We start from the raw sequence: 25,894 nt of genomic DNA, 5'->3' as shown, positions 1-25,894 counted from the left end.
GCCGTCAGGAGTGCGCCGAACGGTCCGTGACGGGCAGCATGTCCGCGTGCGACAGAAGCCGGTTGATGTTGCGCTCCGTCTCCAGGGAGCCCTCGACGCCGATCGCGGCGCCGTCGAGGAGGCGTTCCAGCTCCGCGGCCTTCCCGGGGCCCTTGAGCCCGAGGGAGGCGACGGGGTCCAGGTCGAGCTCGCCCGTGGCGTCGATGAGGCGCACCACGATGTCGTCGCGCTGGAACACGGTGCTGCTGTGCACCGGGTTGCCCGGATCGTCCGCCGCGGCCCGGTCCTGATGGGCGAGCAGCCGGGCGAGGTCCATCCCACGGCCTTCCTTGGCCGGGTAGTACAGGGCGTGCCGGCGCAGGCCGGCCGGCGTCGGCCGGTCGGACACCACGTGGTGGACGGCGGGCAGGGCCGCCCGGGTGAAGAACACACGGGCCGACTCGGGGTCGGTGAGGTCCCGGTCCTGCTCCAGGTACGGGTTGATGGCCTCCTCGACCGCGCGCACCTCGGGCTGACGGGCGACGTGCCGCAGCGCCGCGAGGAGGTCGCCCTCCACCTCCACGGCGCGCACGACGCGGTTGCCGTGCATGAAGAGGGAGGTGCGGCGCAGCCGGGTGGTCTCGTCGACCTGGGCCTGGGGCGACTGGTACCCGGCCAGGATCTCCGCCACCTTCGACTCCGACCCCGGCTTGACCGTGAAGGTGAGGGCGTGGCGTGCCACACCGTCGCCCACGCGGGCCTCCACCTGCACGTCGGCCGAGGTCTCGGCCCGCGCGACCGGCTGACCGGGACTGGTCTCCCGGAGGATGCTGTAGCGCATCGAACGGGTGTCCCGGACGCAGCTGTGCATCGGCTTGACGGTCTCGACGTGCTCCTCGCTGTTCACCCACGCGAGGAACGGCGGCGCGCTCTCCCACTCGCTGGTGATGAGCCACTGCGAGGGGTTCTCGATGGACTGGCAGAGCTGGTCACTGATGTGACCGGGAACGGAGGCGACCTGCTTGCGCATGAGTTCGTACGCGTCCAGGAACTGCTGCTGCGCGCCCTCGTACAGGTCGAGCAGGAGGATCACCCGCAGCCTGGAGCCGTCGAACACGGACTGCGAGATGCGTCCCGAGGGGGCCATCCTGCACACCTCTTCTCTTCTCGGTGGGGGAGGGGAACGACCCGGGTGACCGACACACCGGGACCGTCATGTGTTGATCGTTGACAGGAGCGGCGACACCGCGCGAGCCCCGTGAAGCGGACGAGTGAACCGCGTGTCATCCGGGTGCCCCCGGCCCGCGGACCGGTCACCGAAGGGCATGAATCTGCATCCCAACCCCGACTCGCGTCGCAGGTGACGCCGGAGACCAACAATGAACCGATTCGACGTGGCCGGCGAGGAACCCGGCCACCGCACGTCCGTACTCATCGTCGGCGGCTCGCTGGTGGGCCTGTCCACCTCGCTGTTCCTGGGACGACTCGGCGTGCCGCACACCCTGGTCGAGCGCCACACGGGCACCTCGATCCACCCGCGTGGCCGCGGCAACAACGTCCGCACGATGGAGGTGTTCCGCAGCGCCGGCGTCGAGCCGCACGTCAAGGAGGCGGCGTCGGTCCTGGCGCGCAACAACGGCATCCTGCAGACGCCGAGCCTGGTGGGCGACGTCGGAGAGTGGCTGTTCAGGGAGATCGACCCCGGCGGTGGCGTCGCCCGCTTCAGCCCCGCCGGATGGTGCCTGTGCAGTCAGAACGACCTCGAACCGGTGCTGCTCAAGCGCGCCGGCGAGCTGGGCGGAGACCTGCGGTTCGGTACGGAGCTGATGTCCTTCGAGCAGGACGCCGAAGGAGTGACCGCGCAGGTCAAGAGCCGCGAGACCGGTGAGCACACCACCATCCGCGCGGACTACCTCGTCGCGGCGGACGGCCCGCGCAGCCCGATCCGCGAGCGGCTCGGCATCGGGCAGAGCGGCCAGGGCGACCTGTTCCACAACGTGAGCATCACGTTCGTCTCCCGCGGCCTCGCGGACGTCGTCGGCGACCGGCACTTCATCGTCTGCTACCTGACGGACCCGGAGGCCGACGGCGCCCTGCTGCCGGTCGACAACCGGGAACGCTGGGTGTTCCACGCCCCCTGGCACCCCGAACACGGCGAGACGCTCGAGGAGTTCACCGACGAGCGCTGCCGGGAACACATCCGCCGGGCCGTGGGAGTACCGGACCTCGACGTGGAGATCACGGGCCGGGCTCCCTGGCACGCGGCCGAGCGGATCGCCGAACGGTACGCGGACGGAAGGGTGTTCCTCGCCGGCGACTCCGCCCACGAGATGCCGCCCACCGGGGCGTTCGGCTCCAACACCGGTATCCAGGACGCGCACAACCTCGCCTGGAAGCTCGCGGCCGTCCTGGACGGCTGGGCCGGCCCCGGCCTGCTCGCCTCCTACGGCGCGGAGCGCCGGCCGGTCGCGGAGACGACGAGCGCCCGGGCCGCGGCACGATCGGTCGAACACAGCCACCCCGGCTACGCCCCCGGCCCCGGATCCGGCGGGCCCGTCGGGAAGAAGGGCGGCATCCTCAACGAGGTGCTCGGCTACCGCTATCCGCAGGGCGCCGTCCTGGGCGCCGACCCGGCGATGCCGGTCGTGTCCGACGGACTGCGCCTGACGGGAGAACCCGGAAGCCGGGCACCCCACATGTGGCTGAACCGCGCCGGTACCCGGGTCTCCACCCTCGATCTGTACGAGCGGTCCCTGGTGCTTCTGAGTTCCGAAGACGGCGCCGGTGACTGGCACACCGCGGCGACGCGCGTCGCGCAGCAGCTGTCGGTGCCGCTCGACTCGTACCGGATCGGCGCCGGGCCCGGCGCGGAGCTCTCTCCCGCGAGCGAAACGGACTGGGCGGAGGTTCACAGCGTCACTCCGGACGGCGCGGTGCTGGTCCGCCCCGACGGGTTCGTCGCGTGGCGGTCCGAAGGGGCGTCGGCGGATCCCGCAGCGGCGTTGCGGCAGGCCCTCACGGCGATCCTGTGCCGGGACTGACCGCTTCCTCGTGGCCGGCACGGCAGGGCTGGAAGTCTTCGCCGTGAACAGGACGAGGCAGCACCGACGATGCTCGTGATCCGTGCGTCTAGCCCGTTCGCGCGCAGGACGCCGTCCGATCCCGAGCGTCGTACGGGCCGCCGTGACCTGCGGAAATGATCACCAGCAGGGCAGATCAAGACCCCGACCGGGGGACAGCGCGCGCGAGTCTCCCGTTGCGGTGCTCACCGGGCGGGGTTCTTCTCGTGCACGGAGCACAGCACAGGTGCCGCGCTGCCCAGCCGGCCGGGAAAGCTCCGCCGAAGGAGAGAAGAAGCATGCGTCTCGCACGTACAGGTTCCCAGCTCGCCCTGGTCCTGGGCGCCCTCGTCCTGTCCACATCCCCCGCCGTCGCGGCGCCCGACGGCGACGTCCGGGTCGATCCGGCGAAGGCGGCCCCCGGGACCACCGTCACCGTCAGCACGACCGCCTGCGGGAAGGAGACGTACGGCAAGGGCGAGTCGGAGGCGGGTGGGAAGTTCCACCTCCTGCCCGGCGACCGGGAGGGCGTCCTGGTGGGCAAGTTCACGCTTCCGTCGGACGCCGCCTCCGGCACGGACACCGTGACCCTCAAGTGCCCGCCTCGCATCAAGCAGACCGCCACCTATCAGATCTCCGGCCGGCCGGTCGGCGCAGTGGAAGCGGGCTTCGGCTGGGCCGCAGGCGCGGGCACGGCTGCGGGCACGGCTGCGGCTGCGGGTGCGGACGGGTCCGGCAGCGGCAGCCCGTACGCCCTCGGCGCGTTGCTCCTCGGCGGCGCCACCGCCGGCGCCCTGATCAGGACGCGCCGCCACGCCACCGCCGCCCAAAACGGGGCCTGAGCCCACGCCCACGCCCACGCCCACGGCTCCGGTTCCGGCTCCGCGAGGAGATCCGGTACGCCATCCGGCCAAGGCACGATCCACGTGAAGCACGGCTCCGGGCCGCAGCCCGGCAGAGCGCCGTCCGGGCGCGTCCCCTCGGTCGGGGTACTCGCCTGGACGGCCCTCGCCGGTGTCGTCCTGCTCTCCCGGTCGCCGTGTCGACGAGGGCCTGGGCGGGCTTGTCGTCGCACTCCGCCGAGAGGCGGAGCCGGCGGACGGCGGCTGATCACGGTCCCACCGAGCCGGAGATCGTCACGGGGGCGGGGTTCGGCGCCGGCCGGGCCGGGCGGACGCGCCGCCCGGCCCGGCCGCGCATCAGGCGCAGGCGCTCCCGTTGAGCGTGAAGGCCGCGGGGGAGGGGTTCGAGCCCGTGTGGGTGCCCTGTACTCCGAAGGTCGCGGCCGCACCGGGGGCGATCGCCCGGTTCCAGTCGGCGCCGCGGGCGCTGACGGTGGTGCCGTTCTGGGTGACGGTGGCGTTCCAGGCGCTCGTGACGCGCTGGCCGCCCGGGTAGGACCAGGCCAGCTGCCAGCCGTCCACGGCCGTCGGGCCGGTGTTCTTGACGGTGACGGTCGCGGTGAAGCCGCTGTTCCAGACGTTGTTCACCGTGTACGTCACCGCGCAGGCAGCGGTGGGCGGTTCGCCGCCCGTGGAGGTCCGCTCGGCGGCGTAGGCGGCGAGCCAGGCCAGCGGGGCGTTCCAGTTGACCGCCACCTCGTTGGTCGAGTACGAGCCGATGTCGTCGATGTAGCAGGCGGCGGGCGCGCAGCCGGTCAGTTTCTCCTGCGCGACCGGGTCCTGGAGCGCGCTGTCGGGACCGCCCGCGAGCGAACCGGCGGGCGGGTGGGGGAGGGCGGCATCCAACTGGTGCGCCCAGAAGCGGTGGTGCTGGTTCTGCGAGGACGTCTCGCCGTGGCCGGTCACGTACGACACGCCGAGGGCGTTGCGGCCGAGCAGGTAGTCCATGGTCTCCAGCGCGCCGGCGCGGTAGCGCCCGTCGCCCGTCAGCTCGCCGGCGACGGCCATGACGATCGCGTCGTTGGCGACCTCGCCGTTCGATCCCCAGAAGTACCCGTCCGCCGGGACGGGTACGGCATAGCCCTGGGCGGCCATCCTGGACAGGTAGCCGTCGGCGGCTGCCGTCACCGAGGCCCTGATCCGGGTCAGGTCGGAGGCGGGCAGGCCGTTGGGGACGGTGGCCAGGACGAGCCGGCCGAGGGCGGCCGTGTCCGCCCAGCCGAAGCCGTACGGGCTGAAGGCGTCGACGGAGGTGTGCCAGGACGAGGAGGTGACCGCGTCCCGGTAGGCGCTCTCGCCGGTCGTCGCGTACAGCTCGGCGGCTGCCCAGTAGAACTCGTCGGTGACCCGCGTGTCGTCGTATGCTCCGCCGCCCGTGCTGTCCGAGCCCGGCGCGTACAGGGCGGGGTTGGCCTGTGCCGCGGTCCAGGCCCGACGGGCGGCCGACAGGCACCTGTCGGCGTACCCGGAGTCGTACGGGCGGAAGACCCGGGCGCACTGCGCGGCGGTCGCCGCGAGGTTGAGGGTCGCCGCCGTGGACGGCCGGTGCAGCTCGCGGGGCTGCGCGTCCTGGTCGGGACGCAGCGGCATGCCGGTCCAGGCCGCGTCGTGGACCTTGTGGAAGGCCATGCCCGCGTGCGGCCTTCCTTCGGGAACCTGCATGCGCATCAGGAAGTCGAGCTCCCACCGCGCCTCGTCGAGGACGTCCGGTGTTCCGTTGCCGCGTTCGGGGATACGCAGGGTCGAGTCGCCCAGCGCGGCGTCCCCGCCGGCCCGCTTGGCCCGCTCGAAGGAGTTGACGACCAGCCAGGTGGAGATGCCGCCGTTGACCACGTACTTGCCGTGGTCGCCCGCGTCGTACCAGCCACCCCTGACGTCCTGTCGGTAATCGCACACGGTGGCCTGGCACGGGACGGACGTGTCGCCCTGGTTGGGCGCGACGCCGAGGTGTCCGGCCGGGCGTGCGTAGGCGGCACCCACCAGGGAGGCGTCGATCGCGATGCCGCTGCGCTGGTGGTGGAAGAACGCCATCGAGTCGGAACGCAAGCTGTCGTAGAGGTCCGCGCGGATGTCGAAGGGTGCGCTGCTGCCGCCGTCCACGACCAGGACGTATCCCGAACCCGTGCTCCGGTACGAGGAGAAGTCGGCCACCTGGACGGACTGTCCGGAGGGGGCGTCCGGGCCGCGCGGGACGGTCGATCCGGAGGCGACCAAGGCGCCGGACGCGTTCCGCAGCTGCCAGGAGAGCGCCTGCGTCGCCGTGGTGACGACGGTGGCGCGCTTGGGCCCGTCGGGCAGGTAGCCGACCTGGTTGACGCGTACGGCCGTGGTCGCCGCCGTGGCGGCGGGGACGTCCGCGGCGGCGCGGGTGCCCGCGGCGGCCGGTGGGGACGCGAGACCGCCCAGGAGAAGGGCGCCCGCCAGCAGGGCGGTGGAGAGACGTGACGAGCGAGAGGGTGGCATGTGCGGCTCCTGTGTGTCGTCGGGGGATCAGCGGGGTGAGCCGGTCCGCGTCGGCAGGTCCGTCCGGCGGCGGAGGCGGAGCTGGTCGCCTCCGGCCTGGCAGAACGGCCCCGAGGGTGTTTGTGGAGTGTTCATGTCAATTGCCCCTCCTTGCCCCCTGGTCGTGGGAGCGCTCCCAGATGATGACATGGCGTGCACCGGTCGAGGAGGGGATCTGAACGCACGTTAGTGACGCCCGCCCGTACCGTCAACGGGATCGACGCAGTGGCGCGAAGCCGACCATGTGACCGGTCCCCAGGCCGCGACGCCCGTGCGGATGGCGTGCGCCACGAAGGCGCAGGCGGTCGACCGCCGCAACGGAGGGACCCGATTCCGCCCCCCTGGCCCGCGGAGACCCTGTCCGCGGCGTGGCCGCCAGGGCCGCGCCGCCGGTGCGGCTGTGCCACCCGGCCACGTACTCCGAAGCGCGGCGCCCGTCGGGTACGCCGAGGTCATCGCCGCGAACGCGATCCCGGGTCGTGGGGCCTCAAGGACGGAGCAGAACTCTCCCGACGCGCGGATCGCGGCTGCCGGTGAGTTCCATGGCCCGCTCGAACTCGTCGATGCCCAGCTGGTGCGTGAGGAGTTCGAGCGGCGTCAGCCGTTCCGCGGAGAAGGCGCGTACGGCGTAGGACCAGGCGCCGGAGGGGGCCCCGAAGGCGGTTCCGATCGACAGCTGCCGTGCGACCACCTCGGCGGGATCGAGTCCTTCCGCCCCCTGGACCGGGATGCCCGTGAGGACCAGGCGACCTCCCGGCCGCAACAGGGACATCGCGGCACGCGCGCTCGACGTCGCGCCCGCGGCGTCGATCACCACGTCGAAGCCCGCCAGGCCGGAGGCTCGGTCCCACGTCCGGTAGGTGGTGGCTCCGAAGCGACGGGACAGATCGGCTCGGCCGGGGCTCGTGCCGACGACCGTCAGCTCGCTCGGGGAGAAGGCGTCGAGGAGTTGTGCGGAGAGCAGGCCGAGGGCGCCGGAACCGATGACGGCCACCCGTGAACCGGGCAGGGGGCACGCCTTGAGGACGGCGGCGGCCGCGCAGGCGGCCGGCTCCAGGAACGCGGCGGCGGTCAGGTCGGCGTCCGGCGACAGCACGTGCAGCAGACGAGCGGGGACGACGAGGGTGGGGGCCATGGCGCCGGGAAGGGTGAACCCCGTCTCCTCGTAGCCACCGGCGCACAGGTCGGTCTCACCGTCGCGGCAGCGTACGCAGGTCTCGCAGTTCCGCAGCCCTTCGCCCACGACCTTGCGGCCGATCAAGGAAGCGGCCACGCCCTCTCCCACAGCGGTGACGGTGCCGGACCACTCGTGGCCCGGGGTGACCGGATATCTGACGTACGGAGCGGAGCGGCGGCCCAGGTAGACATCACGATCGCTGTCGCAGATCCCGACGGCGTGGACGTGTACCCGGGCTTCGCCGGGCCCTGGCCGCCGGGGTGTGTGCTCCACGAGGCGAAACATCCCGGGAGCGTCGAGGACGACGGCCTGCTTCCGAGGGCTCACCGGAAGCCACCCGGGGCGCTGGACCGAGTGGAACACATTGAACGACTCCCGATGTTCGATATCTCGGACGATGTTCGAAATGGTGTCGCGACGATACGAAGCGTGGTGTGGAGGTGTCAACGGGCGCCACTGCCCAGGGCTTTCGGTGGTCCGGCGCGGTCCTCGTGCGGCCCTTCGGCTGGGGCGCGCGCGTGGGTGTGGCGCACGTCGACGTCTCCTCCGGCTCGTGCACGGAATGGTGGACGAGAGTGTTAACGCTCACAACTTTCGGGCGGTTGTTCCATGTCAGGCCGCATCAGGTCTGTGAGTGGTGGGGGACGCCTCCATCCCGCCGGAGGTCGCACGGACTGCGCGGAGAGTCCGAGGAGTGTCGGTGATTGTGTGCTCCCCCTGCCTTCCGGGGTCTTCCCGCGCTCCGCCGCCGACTCGCTCCTGCGTATCAAGAACGGGTAACGGCCTTACAGGCTCTTGAGTTACAACTCTGTTAGCGCTCACAATGTGTCGCACTCGCCAGCTCGCCGATCGTCGGGGCCGACGTTTCGTCCTGCCTCGCCCGGCCTCGACCACCCCCGCGCAGCCACGCCTTCACCGGGCCCCTCTCCTTCAGGGCCCCGCCCGGTACGACGCACGTCCCGAGAGGAACCACGACATGTCCCACAGAGCCCTTCGCATCATCGCCGCCGTCGCCCTGGCCGGCGGTGTGCTGACCGCCTGCACCACCGAGCCCGCGACCACCGGTACCACCGGCGGCGCCGGCAAGGGCTCCTCCGACGGCAAACTGGTGCTCGGGTTCGCCCAGGTAGGAGCCGAGAGCGGCTGGCGCACCGCCAACACCAAGTCCGTACGCGAGGCGGCCGAGAAGGCCGGCATCACGCTGAAGTTCTCCGACGCGCAGCAGAAGCAGGAGAACCAGATCAAGGCGATCCGAACCTTCATCCAGCAGAAGGTGGACGTCATCGCCTTCTCCCCGGTGGTGGAGTCCGGCTGGGACACCGTCCTGAAGGAGGCCAAGAACGCCGGCATCCCGGTGATCCTCACCGACCGCGCGGTCGACTCGCAGGACACCTCCCTCTACCGGACCTTCCTCGGCTCCGACTTCGTCAAGGAGGGGCAGGAGGCCGGCAAGTGGCTCGCGAAGGAGTACGAGGGGACCTCCGGCCCGGTCAACGTCGTCGAACTCCAGGGCACCACCGGCTCGGCGCCCGCCAACGACCGCAAGGCCGGCTTCGCCGAAGTCATCAAGGGCGATCCCAAGTTCAAGGTCGTCGCGTCCCAGACCGGGGACTTCACCCGCGCCAAGGGCAAGGAGGTCATGCAGGCCTTCCTCAAGTCCCACGAGGACATCGACGTCCTGTACGCCCACAACGACGACATGGCCCTGGGCGCCATCCAGGCCATCGAGGAGGCGGGCAGGAAGCCGGGCACCGACATCAAGGTGATCTCCGTCGACGGCATCAAGGACGCCTTCGTCGCCATGCAGGAGAAGAAGATCAACGTGGTGGTCGAGTGCAACCCGCTCCTCGGCGACCAGCTCATGGAACTCGCGAAGAAGGTCGCGGCCGGGGAGAGCGTCCCGCAGCGGGTCGAGGTCAAGGAGGGCGTCTTCACCCAGGACCAGGCCGCGGCCGCCCTGCCGAGCCGCCAGTACTGACCTTCCGCCCGCACCGGACCGGGGGCGGCCCTCGCGCCGCCCCCGGCCCCTCAGGAGAGGAGGGCGGATGGCAGCCCCACCCACCCCCCGTACACCCACCCGCACCGACCGGCCCGTCCTGGAGGCCCACGGCATCCGCAAGGCCTTCCCCGGCGTCCTCGCCCTCGACGGCGTGGACCTGCGCCTCTTCCCGGGCGAAGTCCATGCGCTGATGGGCGAGAACGGCGCCGGCAAGTCGACCCTCATCAAGGTGCTCACCGGGGTCCACCCGCCCGACGCGGGAACGATCTCCGTCGACGGCAGCCCCCGGCGGTTCACCGAACCACTGGAGGCACAACACGCCGGAATCAGCACGGTCTACCAGGAGGTGAACCTGTGCCCCAACCTCTCGGTCGCCGAGAACATCCTCATCGGCCGTGAACCCGGACGCCTCGGGCTGGTCCACTGGTCGGCACTCCACCAGCGGGCGGCACAGCTCATCACCGAGCTGGAACTCGACCTCGACGTCCGCCTGCCGCTGAGCGCGCACTCCCTCGCCGTCCAGCAGCTCGTCGCGATCGTACGCGCCGTGGACATCAAGGCGAAGGTCCTCGTCCTGGACGAGCCCACCTCCAGCCTCGACCGGGACGAAGTCGCCCAACTGTTCACCCTGGTGCGCCGCCTCCGTGACCGGGGCGTCGCGATCCTCTTCGTCACCCACTTCCTCGACCAGGTCTTCGACCTGTGCGATCGGGTGACCGTCCTGCGCAACGGCCGCCTCGAAGGCGAGTACCGGATCGACGAGCTGACACCCGTCGCCCTCGTCCACCGCATGGTCGGCAGCGAACTGCGCACCCTGGACGAACTGGCCGAGACCTCCCACACCGGAACCGCCGCCGTCCCCGGCTCCACGGACGCCCCCTTCCTGAGCGCCCGCGGACTCGCCCGGGCCGGTTCCATCCAGCCGTACGACCTGGACATCCACCGCGGCGAGGTCATCGGCCTGGCCGGACTCCTCGGATCCGGACGCACCGAGGCGGCCCGGCTGCTCTTCGGTGCCGACCACGCCGACGGAGGCGAGCTGCGGATCGACGGCGAGCGCGCCGTCCTGCGCTCGCCGCGCGCCGCGATCGCCCGCAGGATCGCCTTCTGCTCGGAGAACCGCAAGGCCGAGGGCCTGATCGGCGAACTCACCGTCCGCGAGAACATCGTGCTGGCCCTGCAAGCCGCACGCGGCTGGACCAAACCCCTCTCCCGCACCCGACAGGACGAGATCGCCGCCCGGTGGACCGAGGTTCTCGACATCCGCCCGGCCGATCCCGAGGCACAGGTCCGCAACCTCAGCGGAGGCAACCAGCAGAAGGTGCTGCTCGCCCGATGGCTGCTCACCGACCCCGAGCTGCTGATCCTGGACGAACCCACCCGGGGCATCGACATCGGCGCCAAGACGGAGATCCAGAAGCTCGTCACCCGCCTGGCCGCGGAGGGCACCGCAGTCCTCTTCATCTCCGCCGAACTCGAGGAAGTGCTGCGGCTGAGCCACCGGATCGGCGTCCTGCGCGACCACCGGCTCGTCGCCACCCTCCCCAACGACACGACCCTGACGCCCGACCGGATCCTGGGCGCCATCGCCACCGGAGCCACCTCATGACACCACCTGACGACACCGGCGCCGGGGGGCGCCCGGCCCGGGCGCCCGGCGCCCGGCGGCTCACCCGGCACCGCCTGTTCTGGCCCGGCGCCGTCCTGGCCGCCCTGTTGCTGGGGAACGTCGCGCTCACCCACGACTTCTTCGCCGTCCGCGTCCAGAACGGGCACCTGTACGGCAGCCTGATCGACATCCTCCAGTTCGGCGCCCCCCTGCTCCTGGTGTCACTCGGCATGACGCTGGTCATCGCGACCCGGGGCATCGACCTCTCGGTCGGCTCGACGGTCGCCATCGCCGGCGCCCTCGCGTGCGAGCACATCGCCACCGCGGAGGACCCCGGAGGCCTGCCCACCGTCCTGTCGGCGATCGCGGTGGCGGTCGGCGTGGCCGCCGCGATCGGACTGCTGAACGGCTTCCTCGTCGCCCGGCTGGGCGTCCAGCCCATCGTCGCCACGCTGGTCCTCATGGTCGCGGGGCGGGGCGTGGCCCAGCTGATCACCGACGGCCAGATCATCAGCGTGTCCAGCAGCGCCTACAAGATGATCGGCGGCGGCTACTGGCTCACCCTTCCCTTCGCCGTCCTGCTCGCCGCGGCCCTCGTCGCGGTGACCGCCCTCGTCACCCGGCGGACCGCGCTCGGCATGCTCATCGAATCGGTGGGCGGCAACCCGGTCGCGAGCCGGCTCGTCGGCATCCGGGCGGCCGGGCTCCTGGTCATGGTCTACGTCGTGAGCGCCGTGTGCGCCGCGGTGGCCGGACTGATGATCAGCTCCAACGTCTCCAGCGCCGACGGCAACAACGCGGGCCTGTGGATCGAGCTGGACGCGATCCTCGCCGTGGTCATCGGCGGCACCGCGCTCACGGGCGGCCGGTTCTCCCTCGGCGGGACGGTCCTGGGCGCCCTGATCATCCAGACCCTCTCGACCACGATCTACACCCTCGGCGTACCGCCGGAGACCACCCTCGTCTTCAAGGCCCTGGTCGTCATCGTCGTGTGTCTCGTCCAGTCGCCCGCGTTCCGCGCGCGACTCTCACGCCGCAGCCGACCGGCCGCCCCGGACCCGGCCCCCGCGGCCGGCGACGGGGGAGCCCGCCCGCAGGAGGTCCACCCGTGAGCACCACCCCCGGCTCCCTCACCAGGCCGCTCCGGCGGTTCTCGGTACGGCACGCCACCCGCCTGCCGCTCCTGGTGACGGCCACCCTGCTGATCGCGATGTTCTCGATCGGCTCCCTGCAGTACGAAGGTTTCTTCTCCGCGCAGGTCCTGCTCAACGTCCTGATCGACAACGGCTTCCTGCTCGTCGTGGCGATCGGCATGACGTTCGTCGTCCTCACCGGCGGAATCGACCTGTCCGTCGGCTCCGTGGTGGCCCTGTCGACCATGCTGACGGCCTGGCTCGTCGAACAGAACGGTGTGCCGCTCGCCCTGGCGGTGCCGGTGGTCCTGCTGGTGGGAGCAGGAGGCGGCGCGCTGATGGGCTGGGCGATCCACGCCTTCGAGATCCAGCCCTTCATCGTCACCCTCGCGGGGATGTTCCTCGCCCGCGGCCTCTGCTACATGATCAGCACCGAGTCCATCTCCCTCACCGACCCGACGACCACGCGGATCGCGCAGACGCGCGTGCTCCTGCCCGGGGGACTCTTCGTCTCACCTGCCGTGGTCATCGCCCTGGTCGTGCTGGCGCTCGCCTTCGTCGTCCTCCACCACACCCGCTTCGGCCGTACCGTCTACGCCCTGGGCGGCAACGAGTCCTCGGCCCGTCTCATGGGCCTGCCCGTGGGACGCACCAAGGTCGCGGTGTACGCCGTGAGCGGTCTGTGCTCCGCACTCGGCGGTCTGCTGCTGACGTTCTACATGCTGTCCGGGTACGCCCTGCACGCCGTCGGCATGGAACTCGACGCCATCGCGGCCGCCGTCATCGGAGGGACACTGCTGACCGGGGGCTCCGGTTTCGTCCTGGGGACCGCACTGGGCGTGACGGTCCTCGGTCTGATCCAGACCGTCATCAACTTCCAGGGCACGCTCAGCTCGTGGTGGACCCGCATCGTCATCGGCGGTCTGCTGTTCGTCTTCATCCTTCTCCAACGGCTCTTCGGCGGATCCCGCCCGGCGGAATGACCTCCCGGCCGAACCGCCGGCGTCACGCCCGTGCCCGGCACGGGGGCAGGGACTCCCTGCCCCCGTCCCGGGCAGTACCCCGCTCCGGACAAGGAACTTCCATGAACCCGTCCCCACCCCCTTTCACCGGCGGCCCCCCGGTCTGCCACCCCGGCACGGACTCCGGGCAACGATGGATCTTCGGCTTTCCCGGCGGACTCACGGCGGAGGTGCACACCCGCGGCGCCCGGCTCCACGGGCTGTGGGTGCCGGACCGGCACGGCACCCCGGCCGACGTCGTCCTCGCTCCCCGCGACCCGGCTCGGACGGCCACCGCCGCCCGGTACTTCGGCGCCACCGTCGGCCGCTACGCCAACCGCATCGCACAGGGCCGGTTCTCCCTGGACGGCAAGCCGCACCAGCTGACCACGCAGGAGAACGGCCACTGCCTGCACGGCGGGACCGACGGCTTCGACACCCGGCTCTGGGAAGCCGAGAGCGTGCACACCCCCGAGTGGACCGGTGTGCTCCTGCACCTCCACAGCCCCGACGGCGACCAGGGATTCCCGGGAAACCTGGACGTCACCGTCAGCTGTCTCATCGGCCGCGACGACGAACTCGCCTTCTCCTACGCGGCGGTCACCGACGCGGCCACTCCGGTCAACCTCACCAACCACGCCTACTTCAACCTCGAAGGCGAGGGGGCCGGTGACATCCTCGACCACGAACTGACCGTCGACGCCTCCCACTACACACCGGTCGACGGGGACCTCATCCCCCACGGGGACCACCGCCCCGTCCCCGGTACCGCGTTCGACCTCCGCCGGCCGCTCAGGATCGCCGAGGCCCTGGCCCGCGCCGAGGCGGGCGGCGGGTACGACCACAACTTCGTCCTGAACCCGCACGGCGGCGAGACCCTGCGCAGGGCCGCCGTACTCCATGCGCCGGCCACGGGCCGCCGCATGGAGGTGCTGACCACGGAGCCCGGACTCCAGGTCTACACCGCGGGGCAGTTCGACGGATCGGTCCTCGGCAAGAGCGGTACGCCCTACCGGGCAAGCGCCGGCATCGCGCTGGAGACCCAGCACTTCCCCGACTCCCCGAACCGTCCCGGTGACCCCTCCGCGGTGCTGCGACCCGGCGAGGAATACCGGTCGAGGACGGTTCTGCGGTTCGGTACCCGCGGCTGACCGCGTACCGGCACGCCGACATGGCGGTGCCCGCCGGTGGAGAACCGGCGGGCGCAGCCGTGTCCGGAGCGGTGTCAGGCACCTGCCCTTCGCTTGTTCCACACGTCGAAGCCGACCGCCGCGAGCAGCACGAGGCCCTTGATGACCTGCTGCCAGTCGGTGCCCACCCCGACGAGGTTCATGCCGTTGTTGAGCACGCCGAGGACCAGCCCGCCGATGATCGCTCCCAGGACGGTTCCGACGCCCCCGCTCATCGAGGCCCCGCCGATGAACGCGGCGGCGATGGCCTCCAGTTCGAAGTTCACGCCCGCCTTCGGCGAGGCCGCGTTGAAGCGCGCCGCGAAGACGAGCCCGGCGAGCGCCGCGAGCATTCCCATGTTGAGGAACACCGCGAAGGTCACCTTCCTGTCCTTGACCCCGGACAGCTTCGCGGCGGGCAGGTTCCCGCCGATCGCGTACACGTGGCGGCCGATCACCGCGTTGCGCATCACGTAGCCGAAGCCCACCAGCAGCGCGGCCAGGATCAGGAGGACCACCGGGGCGCCCTTGTAGCTGGCGAGCAGCAGGGTCGTCACCAGGACTGCGGCGACCAGCGCCGTCACCTTCAGCGCGAACAGGCCCGTGGGGAGCGGCTCCAGGGCGAACTCCCGCTGGCGGCGGCGGTCCCGTACCTCCTGGAACACCACGTAGGCGATCAGCCCCAGGCCGAGGAGCAGGGTCACGTTGTGGTAGTTGGTCTGCGGCCCCACCTCCGGCAGGAAGCCGTTGGCGACCTTCTGCAGCCCGTCCGGGAACGGGCCGAGCGTCTGCCCCTTGAGGAAGATCTCCGTGAGCCCGCGGAACAGCAGCATGCCGGCGAGGGTCACGATGAACGACGGTATGCCGACGTACGCGATGAAGAATCCCTGCAGCGCGCCCGCGACGGCCCCCAGGAGCAGGGTGAGGAGCACCGCGACGGGCCAGGACACGTGGTGCTCGACCATGAGCACCGCCCCGATCCCCCCGACCAGGGCCATCAGGGAGCCCACCGACAGGTCGATGTGCCCGGAGATGATGACGATCATCATGCCGATCGCCAGGATGAGGATGTAGCTGTTCTGCAGCACCAGGTTGGAGACGTTGCGCGGCAGCAGGAGGTCGCCGCCCGTCCAGATCTGGAACAGGAGCACGATCAGACCGAGTGCGAAGAGCATCCCGTACTGGCGCATGTTCCGCCGGACGCCGTCCAGCAGCACCCGGGCCATCGGTGTCGCGGCGGAGGGGGCCCCGCGGCCCGGGGGCGCCGGGACGGTCGTCTTCCTGCTGACGTCGGTGCTCATGCCTGGTGTCCTTCGCTGGAGGCGGTGCCTGTGGTGACCGCCGGTGGTGCGGGGGAGTCCTGCGTCATGTGCCGCATCAGCACTTCCTGCGTGGCGTCCTCGCGGGTGACTTCGCCGGTCAGCCGTCCGGCGGCCATGGTGTAGACGCGGTCGCACATGCCGAGCAGTTCGGGCAGCTCGGAGGAGATGAGGAGGATCGCCTTGCCCTCGGCGGCGAGCCGGTCGATCACGGTGTAGATCTCGTACTTGGCACCCACGTCGACTCCGCGGGTGGGCTCGTCGAGGATGAGGACGTCCGGTCCGGCGAGGATCCACTTGCTGAGGACGACCTTCTGCTGGTTGCCGCCGGAAAGGCGGCCGACCGGTTCGAGGACGTTCGGTGCCTTGATGTTCATGGTCCGCCGGTACCGTTCGGCCACCTTGCGTTCCTTGTGCCCGTCGACGATTCCGCGGCGGGCGAGGGCGCCGAGGGACGCGAGCGAGATGTTCCGGCTCACGGAGTCCCCGAGGTCGAGCCCGTAGTGCTTGCGGTCCTCGGTGACGTAGGCGATGCCGTGGGCGACCGCCTCGGGAACCGTACGGGTCCGCACCTCGCGGCCGTCCTTGAGCACGGTGCCCCGCTCGTACCGGCCGTAGGAACGACCGAAGACGCTCATGGCGAGTTCGGTGCGGCCGGCCCCCATGAGACCCGCCACGCCCACGATCTCCCCGCGGCGGACCCGGAGCGAGACCCCGTCGACGACCTTGCGGCCGCGGTCGAGCGGATGGCGTACGGTCCAGTCCCGGATCTCCAGGACGGGATCGGCGTCGGCCGGTCCCTCGTACGGGGTGCGGTCGGGGAAACGGCTGTCGAGGTCCCGGCCCACCATGCCGCGGATGATGCGTTCCTCGGTGGTGGCCGGGTCACGGACGTCGAGGGTCTCGATGGAGCGCCCGTCGCGCAGGACGGTGACGGAGTCGGCGATCCGGGCGATCTCGTTCAGCTTGTGCGAGATGATGATCGACGTGATGCCCTGGCTCTTCAGCTCCCGCATCAGCCGCAGCAGCTTCGCGCTGTCCTCGTCGTTGAGCGCCGCGGTGGGCTCGTCGAGGATCAGCAGGCGGACGTTCTTCGCCAGCGCCTTCGCGATCTCCACGAGCTGCTGCTTGCCGACGCCGATGTCGGCGACCCGGGTCTCGGGGTGTTCGTCGAGCCCGACCCGCCTGAGCAGTTCGGAAGCGCGGCGCAGCGCCTCGTGCCAGTCGATGACCCCGTGCCGGGACGGCTCGTTGCCGAGGAAGACGTTCTCGGCGATCGACAGGTGGGGAACGAGTGCGAGCTCCTGGTGGATGATGACGATGCCGCGCTGCTCGCTGGCCCTGATGTCCTTGAACCGGCACGGCTCGCCGTCGAAGAGGATCTCGCCCTCGTAGGTGCCGTGCGGGTGGACGCCGGACAGGACCTTCATGAGCGTCGACTTGCCGGCACCGTTCTCTCCGCACAGGGCGTGCACCTCGCCGCGCTCCACGGACAGGGTCACCTCGGACAGGGCTCGGACCCCGGGGAAGGTCTTGACGATGGACCGCATCTCGAGGACGGGGCCGGCGGTCGCGGACGGGGTCGCGGCGGGTGTCATCGCAGTTCCCCGGCGTCGATGTAGCCCGAGTCGACGAGGACCTTGCGGTAGTTCGACTTGTCGACGCTCACCGGGTCGAGCAGGAAGGCCGGGACCACCTTCTTGCCGTTGTCGTAGGTGGTCTCGTCGTTGATCTCGGGCTTCTTGCCGGCCAGGACGGCCTCCACCATGTCCGCGGCGACCTGCGCCAGCGCACGCGTGTCCTTGTAGACGGTCTGCGTCTGCTGTCCCGCGATGATCGACTTCACGGAGGCGACCTCCGCGTCCTGGCCGGTGACGACCGGCAGCGGCTTTGCGGCGCTGCCGTAGTCGTCGGACTTCAGGGCGGACAGGATGCCGATGGAGATGCCGTCGTAGGGGGAGAGCACGGCGTCGACCCGGGCCGTGGAGTACGCCGAGGTCAACAGGTCGTCCATGCGCTTCTGGGCCGTCCCTCCGTCCCAGCGCAGCGTGGTGACCTGGTTGAGCCGGGTCTGCTGGGAGCGCACGACCAGCTGCTTCCTGTCGAGGTAGGGCTTCAGCACCTTCATGGCGCCGTCGAAGAAGTACTTGGTGTTGTTGTCGTCGTTGGACCCGGCGAACAGCTCGATGTTGAAGGGGCCCTTCTTCGAGCCGGCCTTCAGTCCCAGCTTCTCGACGATGTACGTGGCCTGGAGCTCGCCGACCTTCTCGTTGTCGAAGGAGGCGTAGTAGTCGACGTGCGGGGAGCCCAGGATGAGCCGGTCGTAGGAGATCACCGGGATGTGGGCGTCCGCCGCCTGCTGCAGGACGTTGGACAGGGCCTCGCCGTTGATCGCCGCCACGACCAGGGCGTCGACGCCCTGGGTGATCATGTTCTCGATCTGGGCGACCTGCTGGTCGGGGTCGTCCTCCCCGTACTGGAGAGTCGTGGAGAAACCGGCCTTCTTCAGGCTCGCGGTCATGTTCCGGCCGTCGGCGATCCACCTCTCGGAGGACTTGGTGGGCATGGCGATGCCGATGGTGAGGTCCTTCTTGTCCTTGGACTCCTGGCTGCCGCCCTCGCTGTTCTGCCCGCAGGCGGTCAGGAGCAGGGCACAGCCGGTGGTCACGGCCAGGAGGGCGGATACGGATCGGAACTTCTTCATGGGCATGACCTGGCAATCCCGTCGTCGAGGGCGGCTCCGACCGGGGACGGGCTCGACGGCAGCGCGTGTCCTCGCACCACCGGGACGGCACCGTTCCGGCTGGGTGGCCGGGGCGTCGCACCCCGGTCGAGGTAGATTGTTAGCGCTCACAACAGCGTGATACAAGAGGCGCTAAGGTTTTTCTCGCATCGATACTCAGCCGCAAGCAGGGAGAAAGGAGGCGAACGTGGCGCATCCCGCGGAAGACGTCCGCCCGCCGACGATGGCCGACGTCGCACGTGAGGCAGGTGTGTCCCACCAGACCGTCTCCCGGGTGCTGAGCGGTCACCCCAACGTGCGCGCGGCCACCCGGGACCAGGTCACCCTGGCCATCGAGCGGCTCGGCTACCGCCGCAACTCCGCCGCGCGCGCCCTGGTGACGCGCCGCACGAGGACGCTGGGCGTCATCGCCGTCAACACCGCCCTGTACGGCCCCGCCAGCACCGTGACCGGCCTGGAGGAGGCGGCCCGGGAGGAGGGTTACCTCGTCTCGACCGTCAACCTGCGCACCGGAAGGGGGCAGGGCCTCAAGGACGCCATCGACCACCTCGCGGCCTGGGGCGTGGAGGGCGTCGTCGCCATCACCCCGCAGCGCTCGCACGTGCAGGAACTCGCCGAGCTGGACGCGCCCTTCCCCGTGGTCACCGTGGAGGGCGGTCATCAGCTCGACCTGCCCGGGGTCTCCCTCGACCAGGAACTCGGCGCCCGCATGGTCACCGAGCACCTGCTCGCCGCCGGGCACCGCAATGTCTGGCACGTGTCGGGTCCCGGCGACTGGCTGGAGAGCGAGGCCCGCACCGCGGGATGGCGCGCCGTCCTGGAGGAGAGCGGCATCCAGCCTCCGCGCGTCCTGGAGGGAGACTGGAGCCCCCTGTCCGGGTACCGGGCGGGCCAGGAACTCGCGGGCCTCGCCATGGCCCGCCGCGGGGCGACACCGGTCACGGCGGTGTTCGTCGCCAACGACCAGATGGCGCTCGGCGTCCTGCGGGCGCTGCGCGAGGGCGGGATCCGCACCCCCGGGCAGGTGGCCGTCGCGGGCTTCGACGACATCCCCGAGGCCGAGTTCTTCCCTCCGCCGCTGACGACGGTCCGTCAGGACTTCGCCGCCATCGGGCGCCGGAGCATCGGGCTCCTGGTGGACCACATCGAGGGGCGCGCGCGGAAGGCCGAGCACCTCCTGGTGCAACCGCAGCTCATCATGCGCGCGAGCACGCGCCCCTCGACCGAGGCCTGACGCGGCGGGAGGCTCTCGCCACCACCTCATGGCCGTCGGCGGCCCGCTTCCGTCGGCGGGCGTGTCGGTCCGGGCGGGCTCACGTGCCGGCCCACCCGCGCGAGCGCCCGTGCGGGCCACTCCGGCCCCATGCCGGCCAACTCCGCCCCGTGCCGGTCATTCCGCCCCGTGCGGCCCACTCCGCCCCGTGCGGTCGCCCCGGCTCACGCAGGGCCACGTCGGGGCGCCGGGGTTGCCCGTCGGCGTTCAAGTGAGCGCTCACTTCAAAGGCCCTGTCTCCCGCCTGATATTCGATGGAACAGCGCCTGACTCTTGTCCAACACGATTGTGAGCGTTAACAATCAGGGTGCCCCCCTGGCCCTACTCATGACGAGAGAGACGTATCGTGACTCCACACGCCCCTTCCGACCCCGCGGCCCCACACCACCCCGAGGCCTGCACCATCGGAGTCGACTTCGGCACCCTCTCCGGGCGTGCCGTCGTCGTCAGGGTCCGGGACGGCGCCGAACTCGGTTCGTCGGTCCACGAGTACCGCCACGCCGTCATCGAGGACCGCCTTCCCGCCACCGGAGCCCCCCTGCCCCCCGACTGGGCCCTGCAGCACCCCGGGGACTGGCGCGACGTCCTGCGCAACGCCGTTCCGGCGGCGGTCGCCCACGCCGGAGTCGACCCCGCCCGCGTCATCGGCATCGCCACCGACTTCACCGCCTGCACGGTCCTGCCGACCACCCCGGACGGCACCCCGCTCGCCCTGACGCCCGAATGGGCCGACCGCCCGCACGCCTGGCCCAAACTGTGGAAGCACCACGCGGCCCAGGGGCAGGCCGACCGCATCAACGCCCTCGCTCACGCCCGCGGCGAGAAGTGGATCGCACGGTACGGAGGCAAGATCTCCTCCGAGTGGCAGTACGCCAAGGCCCTACAGGTCCTGGAAGAGGACCCGGCCGTCTACGCCGCCTGCGCCCGCTGGATCGAGGCGGCCGACTGGATCGTCTGGCAGCTGACCGGCGCCGAGTCCCGCAACACCTGCACCGCCGGCTACAAGGGCATCCACCAGGACGGCGCCTACCCCTCGCCCGGCTTCCTCGCCGGACTCCACCCGGACTTCGCCGACTTTCCCGCCACCCGCCTGGAGCACCCCCTGTCCCCGCTGGGTTCCCGCGTCGGCACCCTGAGCAGCCGGGCCGCACACTGGACCGGTCTCCCCGAGGGCATCGCCGTCGCGGCGGGCAACGTCGACGCCCACGTGGCCGCACCCGCGGCGGGCGCCGTGGAGAACGGCCGGATGCTCGCCATCATGGGCACCTCCACCTGCCACGTGCTCAACGGCGCCACCCTCGCCGAAGTCCCCGGCATCTGCGGGGTCGTCGACGGCGGCATCGTCGACGGTGCCTACGGTTACGAGGCCGGTCAGAGCGCGGTCGGCGACATCTTCGCCTGGTGGCTCCGCCAGGGCGTCCCGGACCACTACCGCGCCGAGGCCGAGGCAGCGGGCGAGGACCTCCACCAGCTCCTGACCCGCAAGGCCGCGGACCAGCCGGTCGGCGCGCACGGCCTGGTCGCCCTGGACTGGATGAACGGCAACCGTTCCACCCTGGTCGACCACCACCTCTCCGGAGTCATCGCCGGCCTCACCCTCGACACCCGCCCCGAAGACGTCTACCGGGCCCTGCTCGAATCCACCGCCTACGGCACCCGGGTGATCGTCGAGACCTTCGAGGACGGCGGGATCCCCGTCGAGGAGTTCATCGTCACCGGAGGGCTGAGGAAGAACGCGCTGCTCATGCAGATCTACGCCGACGTGCTCCGCCGCCCCGTGTCCGTCGGCACCTCCGAGCAGGGGCCGGCGCTCGGCTCCGCCATCCACGCCGCCGTCGCCGCGGGCGCCTATCCCGACGTCCGCTCCGCCGCTTCCGTGATGGGCAGCGTCCAGCGCCACGCGTACGTGCCCGACCCCGCACGGGCGGACGCCTACGACGCGCTGTTCGACGAGTACCGCGCCCTGCACGACCACTTCGGCACCGGCGCGGACCTCCTCCTGCACCGCCTGCGACGGATCCGCAACGCCGCACGCCTCGTCACCACCGGCTGACCCCCAGGGCGCCTCCCCGCCCCGGCCTCCATCCGCCCAACCTCCCCGGCCTCGGCCTCCGTCCGCCCCACCTCTCCGCCCCCGGCCTCCGTCCGCCCCACCTCCCCGGCCCCGGCCTCCGTCCGCCCCACCTCCCCGGCCCCGGCCTCCATCCGCCCCACCTCTCCGCCCCCCGCACCCCCGAGGAGCACACGCGACATGACGCTCGCCCAGCCCGACCGCGAGATCTGGTTTCTCACCGGCAGCCAGGCCCTCTACGGCGACGACACCCTGGCCCAGGTCGCCGACCAGTCCCGTGCCATCTGCGACACCCTCGCCGGCCAGTCCCGGATGACCGTCCGCCTGGTGTGGAAGCCGGTCCTCACCGACGCGGCCGCCATCCGCGCGATCTGTCTGGAGGCCAACGCCGACGACCGCTGCATCGGCCTGATCGCCTGGATGCACACCTTCTCCCCGGCCAAGATGTGGATCGCCGGCCTCGACGCCCTGAGCAAGCCCCTGCTGCACCTGCACACCCAGGCCAACCGCCAACTGCCGTGGTCCACCATCGACATGGACTTCATGAACCTGAACCAGGCCGCTCACGGCGACCGCGAGTTCGGATTCGTCCAGACCCGCCTCGGCGTCCCGCGCAAGACCGTGGCCGGCCACGTCTCCACCCCCGGCGTCGTCGACCGCATCGCCGGATGGGCCCGCGCGGCCGTCGGCCGGTCCGAACTCACCACCCTCAGACTCGCCCGGTTCGGCGACAACATGCGCGACGTCGCCGTCACCGAGGGCGACAAGGTCGAGGCACAGCTGCGGTTCGGGGTCTCGGTCAACACGTACGGCGTCAACGACCTCGTCGCCGTGGTCGACGCCACCCCCGACGACACCGTCACCGCCCTCGTCAAGGAGTACCAGGACCTCTACGCCCTCGCGCCCGAGCTGCGGCCCGGCGGCGAGCGCCACGCATCCCTGCGCTACGCCGCCCGCATCGAAGCCGGTCTGCGCACCTTCCTCACGGAAGGCGGGTTCCGCGCCTTCACCACCAACTTCGAGGACCTCGGCGGCCTGCGCCAGCTGCCCGGCCTCGCCGTGCAGCGCCTGATGGCCGACGGCTACGGCTTCGGCGGCGAAGGGGACTGGAAGACCGCCACCCTGCTGCGCACGCTGAAGGCGATGGCCCACGGCCGGCCCGGCGGCACCTCCTTCATGGAGGACTACACCTACGACCTCACGCCCGGCCGGGAGCTCATCCTCGGCGCCCACATGCTCGAGGTCTGCCCCTCCCTCACCACGGCCACGCCCGCCTGCGAGATCCACCCGCTCGGGATCGGCGGACGAGAGGACCCGGTCCGCCTCGTCTTCGACGCGGATCCCGGTCCGGCCGTCGTCGTCGGCCTCGCCGACATGGGAGACCGGTTCCGCCTCGTCGCCAACCACATCGACGTCGTCACCCCGCCCGAGCCGCTGCCCCGGCTCCCCGTCGCCCGAGCCGTCTGGCGCCCCCGCCCCGACCTGCGCACGTCCACCGAGGCCTGGCTGACGGCCGGAGCACCGCACCACACCGTCCTGACCACCGCCCTCGGCGGCGAGGAGGTCGAAGACCTGGCCGAGATGCTGCGGACCGAACTCGTCGTCATCGACGAGGACACCACCATCCGGCGCTTCACGCGCGAGTTGCGCTGGAGCCAGGCCTACCACCGTCTGGCCCAGAGCCTGTGAAGACCCCCGCCGCCACTCCCACCAGGACGGAGCCCTCCGTGAGCACCGCCGTTTCCAAGGAACTGCGCCGAGAGGTACTGGAGGCCAACCTCCGCATCCCCAGAGCCGGCCTCGCCACCCTCACCTGGGGCAACGTGAGCGGTGTGGACCGACAGGCCGGCGTCTTCGTCATCAAGCCCTCGGGCGTGGCCTACGACGTGCTGAGCGAGGAGGACCTGGTCGTCGTCTCCCTGTCCGACGGGAGCGTGGTGGAGGGTCACCTGCGCCCGTCCACCGACACGGAGACGCACCGCAGTCTCTATCTGGCCTTCCCCTCCATCGGAGGCGTGACCCACACGCACTCCACCCACGCCGTCGCCTTCGCCCAGGCCCGGCGTCCCATACCGGTGCTCGGCACGACCCACGCGGACACCTTCAACGGTCCCGTCCCCGTCACCGAGGCCCTCACGCCCCAGCAGTGCGCCACGGACTACGAGTACAACACCGGCCAGGTCATCGTGGACCTGCTGGGCCGTGACGACACCCGGGCCCGTGAGGTCCCCGGCGCCCTGGTCGCCCACCACGGCCCCTTCACGTGGGGTGCCGACGCCACCGCGTCCCTGGAACACGCCGTCATCTGCGAGGCGGTGGCCGAGATGGCCCTCCACACCATCGCCCTGGGCACGGTCGAGCCCCCGCAGCACCTCCTGAACCGCCACTTCACGCGCAAGCACGGCCCGGACGCCTACTACGGCAACCCCTCCTCCGCCTGAACGCGCCGAGGGGAGCCAGGATCATCCTGGCTCCCCTCCAGGGTGCGCCGCAGCGGGTCAGGTGCGGGTCCAGCGCTGGTTGCCGCTGTTCCAGCAGGAGTAGAGCTGGATCAGCGTGCCGTTGGCGGTGCCGCTGGCAGCGGCGTCGAGGCAGAGGCCGGACTGGACACCGACGATGGAGCCGTCGGAGTTGAGGCGCCACTTCTGGTTGTCGCCGCCCCAGCAGCTGTAGATCTGGACCTTGGCGCCGTTACCGGTGCCGGCGGCGTCCAGGCACTTGTCGCCGTAGACCCTGAGCTCACCGGCGGCGGTGAGGGTCCACTGCTGGTTGGTGCGGTTGTTGCAGTCCCACAGCTGGACCTGGGTGCCGTCGGTGGTGACGGCGCCGGGTACGTCCACGCAGCGGCCCGAGGCGACTCCCTTGATCGGCCCGGCGCCGGGGGAGGGGGTCGGAGTGGGGTTGGGGTTGGGGGAGACGGAGTTGAGGGCGTTGAGGACGGAGGAGTAGGCGGGCTTCTTGCTGCCGTCGCCGTTGAAGAGCAGCGGAGTGTGCTCGGCTCGCCAGGAGTCGGTGTCGCGCACACCCCAGACGGTGATGCCGAGGCAGCGCGGGACGGCCAGGCAGTCGTTGGTCACGTTGGCGTAGGTCGTGCCCGAGGCGCCCTGGATGTCGAGTTCGGTGATGGCCACGTCGACGCCGAGGGCGGCGAAACTCTGGAGGGTGGTGCGGAAGTTGCTGTTGTAGGGGCTGTCGTTGTTGAAGTGGGACTGGAAGCCGACGCAGTCGATGGGCACGCCGCGCTGCTTGAAGTCCTTGACCATGGCGTACATGGCCTGGGTCTTGGCCCACGTCCAGTTCTCGACGTTGTAGTCGTTGTAGCAGAGCTTGGCGGCCGGGTCGGCGGCGCGGGCGGTGCGGAAGGCGACCTCGATCCAGTCGTTGCCGCTCCGCTGGAGGTTGGAGTCCCGGCGGGCGCCCGAACTGCCGTCCGCAAACGCCTCGTTGACGACGTCCCACTGGCTGATCTTGCCCTTGTAGTGGGCCATGACGCCGTTGATGTGGTTGGTCATCGCCGTGCGGAGCGCGCTGCCGCTGAGGTTCTGCATCCAGGCGGGCTGCTGGGAGTGCCAGGCCAGGGTGTGGCCCCGCACCTGCTTGCCGTTCTGCACCGCCCAGTTGTGGACGCGGTCGCCGGCGGTGAAGTCGAAGCGGCCCTGCTGGGGTTCGGTGGCGTCGATCTTCATCTCGTTCTCGGCGGTCACCGAGTTGAACTCGCGGTTCGCGATCGTCGTGTACGTCGAGTCGTTGAGCCTGCCCGAGGCGATGGCGGTGCCGAAGTACCGGCCGCTCTGCTTCGCCGCGGCGCCGAGCGTGCTCTCGGCGGCGTGCGAGGTGAGGGGCGCCACGAGCACGGTGGCGGCCCCGACGGCGCCGACGAGCAGCGCCGCGCCGAGGCCACCTATTTTCCGGCGGACGGTGGACGGTGGAAGGGCATGTGAACGCATGGCTGGACCTC

General features: G+C 71.0%; 18 protein-coding genes. 11 read left to right on the top strand and 7 right to left on the bottom strand.

Annotated features, from left to right (window positions below; all coding sequences use genetic code 11):
• Positions 1-4: 4 nt before the first annotated feature.
• The gene (locus AC067A_RS08980) at positions 5-1,126 is read right to left on the bottom strand and encodes a SchA/CurD-like domain-containing protein (RefSeq protein ID WP_478616554.1); all 1,122 of its coding nucleotides are present in this window, start codon (positions 1,124-1,126) and stop codon (positions 5-7) included.
• Positions 1,127-1,358: 232 nt separating this feature from the next.
• Between AC067A_RS08980 and AC067A_RS08975 the strand changes: the two genes are divergently transcribed.
• Together AC067A_RS08975 and AC067A_RS08970 are read left to right on the top strand one after the other, a co-directional pair.
• Positions 1,359-3,020 carry an FAD-dependent oxidoreductase gene (locus AC067A_RS08975; protein ID WP_478616552.1) on the top strand — a complete coding sequence of 554 codons (1,662 nt, stop codon included), beginning with the start codon at positions 1,359-1,361 and terminating at the stop codon, positions 3,018-3,020.
• 317 nt (positions 3,021-3,337) lie between these two features.
• Complete coding sequence (locus AC067A_RS08970) at positions 3,338-3,880, top strand: sortase (protein WP_478616549.1); 543 nt, start codon at positions 3,338-3,340, stop codon at positions 3,878-3,880.
• Between the two features lie 357 nt (positions 3,881-4,237).
• Here AC067A_RS08970 and AC067A_RS08965 read toward each other — a convergent pair whose 3' ends face one another.
• Both AC067A_RS08965 and AC067A_RS08960 read right to left on the bottom strand, forming a co-directional pair.
• Positions 4,238-6,403, bottom strand: coding sequence for a glycoside hydrolase family 9 protein (locus AC067A_RS08965; protein WP_478616546.1), 2,166 nt, complete (start codon positions 6,401-6,403; stop codon positions 4,238-4,240).
• Positions 6,404-6,929: 526 nt separating this feature from the next.
• Positions 6,930-7,904, bottom strand: a complete 975-nt coding sequence (locus AC067A_RS08960; protein WP_478616543.1) for a zinc-dependent alcohol dehydrogenase — start codon at positions 7,902-7,904, stop codon at positions 6,930-6,932.
• Positions 7,905-8,595: 691 nt separating this feature from the next.
• Between AC067A_RS08960 and AC067A_RS08955 the strand changes: the two genes are divergently transcribed.
• The 5 genes from AC067A_RS08955 to AC067A_RS08935 all read left to right on the top strand — a co-directional run bounded on the left by AC067A_RS08955 (position 8,596) and on the right by AC067A_RS08935 (position 14,512).
• Positions 8,596-9,597 (top strand): ABC transporter substrate-binding protein, encoded by a 1,002-nt coding sequence (locus AC067A_RS08955; protein ID WP_478616540.1) that lies wholly within the window; start codon positions 8,596-8,598, stop codon positions 9,595-9,597.
• Between the two features lie 67 nt (positions 9,598-9,664).
• Positions 9,665-11,227, top strand: a complete 1,563-nt coding sequence (locus AC067A_RS08950; RefSeq protein ID WP_478616537.1) for a sugar ABC transporter ATP-binding protein — start codon at positions 9,665-9,667, stop codon at positions 11,225-11,227.
• Complete coding sequence (locus AC067A_RS08945; RefSeq protein WP_478616534.1) at positions 11,224-12,339, top strand: ABC transporter permease; 1,116 nt, start codon at positions 11,224-11,226, stop codon at positions 12,337-12,339. Before AC067A_RS08950 ends, AC067A_RS08945 begins: the two co-directional genes overlap by 4 nt.
• Complete coding sequence (gene yjfF / locus AC067A_RS08940) at positions 12,336-13,343, top strand: galactofuranose ABC transporter, permease protein YjfF (RefSeq protein ID WP_478616531.1); 1,008 nt, start codon at positions 12,336-12,338, stop codon at positions 13,341-13,343. The genes AC067A_RS08945 and yjfF overlap by 4 nt, the downstream gene beginning before the upstream one ends.
• A 101-nt stretch (positions 13,344-13,444) precedes the next feature.
• The gene (locus AC067A_RS08935) at positions 13,445-14,512 is read left to right on the top strand and encodes an aldose epimerase family protein (protein WP_478616528.1); all 1,068 of its coding nucleotides are present in this window, start codon (positions 13,445-13,447) and stop codon (positions 14,510-14,512) included.
• Positions 14,513-14,586: 74 nt separating this feature from the next.
• Here the strand turns inward: AC067A_RS08935 and mmsB are convergent, their stop codons facing one another.
• The 3 genes from mmsB to chvE are packed head-to-tail and all read right to left on the bottom strand — an operon-like array spanning position 14,587 to position 18,553.
• Complete coding sequence (gene mmsB, locus AC067A_RS08930) at positions 14,587-15,831, bottom strand: multiple monosaccharide ABC transporter permease (protein ID WP_478616525.1); 1,245 nt, start codon at positions 15,829-15,831, stop codon at positions 14,587-14,589.
• Positions 15,828-17,447 carry a multiple monosaccharide ABC transporter ATP-binding protein gene (gene mmsA, locus AC067A_RS08925; RefSeq protein ID WP_478616522.1) on the bottom strand — a complete coding sequence of 540 codons (1,620 nt, stop codon included), beginning with the start codon at positions 17,445-17,447 and terminating at the stop codon, positions 15,828-15,830. The genes mmsB and mmsA overlap by 4 nt, the downstream gene beginning before the upstream one ends.
• On the bottom strand, positions 17,444-18,553 hold the full coding sequence (gene chvE / locus AC067A_RS08920; protein ID WP_478616519.1) for a multiple monosaccharide ABC transporter substrate-binding protein: 1,110 nt from the start codon (positions 18,551-18,553) through the stop codon (positions 17,444-17,446). Before chvE ends, mmsA begins: the two co-directional genes overlap by 4 nt.
• Before the next feature lie 226 nt (positions 18,554-18,779).
• Here chvE and AC067A_RS08915 point away from each other — a divergent pair, with 226 nt between their 5' ends.
• From AC067A_RS08915 to araD, 4 genes are all read left to right on the top strand, one after another.
• Positions 18,780-19,826 carry a LacI family DNA-binding transcriptional regulator gene (locus AC067A_RS08915; RefSeq protein WP_478616516.1) on the top strand — a complete coding sequence of 349 codons (1,047 nt, stop codon included), beginning with the start codon at positions 18,780-18,782 and terminating at the stop codon, positions 19,824-19,826.
• Between the two features lie 385 nt (positions 19,827-20,211).
• Complete coding sequence (gene araB / locus AC067A_RS08910; RefSeq protein ID WP_478616513.1) at positions 20,212-21,918, top strand: ribulokinase; 1,707 nt, start codon at positions 20,212-20,214, stop codon at positions 21,916-21,918.
• Between the two features lie 198 nt (positions 21,919-22,116).
• On the top strand, positions 22,117-23,625 hold the full coding sequence (gene araA, locus AC067A_RS08905) for an L-arabinose isomerase (RefSeq protein ID WP_478616510.1): 1,509 nt from the start codon (positions 22,117-22,119) through the stop codon (positions 23,623-23,625).
• 38 nt (positions 23,626-23,663) lie between these two features.
• Positions 23,664-24,377: an L-ribulose-5-phosphate 4-epimerase AraD gene (gene araD / locus AC067A_RS08900; protein WP_478616507.1), complete on the top strand. Its 714-nt coding sequence runs from the start codon at positions 23,664-23,666 to the stop codon at positions 24,375-24,377.
• A gap of 57 nt (positions 24,378-24,434) precedes the next feature.
• Here the strand turns inward: araD and AC067A_RS08895 are convergent, their stop codons facing one another.
• On the bottom strand, positions 24,435-25,883 hold the full coding sequence (locus AC067A_RS08895) for an endo-1,4-beta-xylanase (protein ID WP_478616504.1): 1,449 nt from the start codon (positions 25,881-25,883) through the stop codon (positions 24,435-24,437).
• Positions 25,884-25,894 lie beyond the last annotated feature (11 nt).

The organism is Streptomyces sp. NPDC043176 (assembly GCF_056436715.1).
Note: the sequence above shows the minus strand (reverse complement) of the source record. Positions and strands in the feature narration are given on the sequence as shown.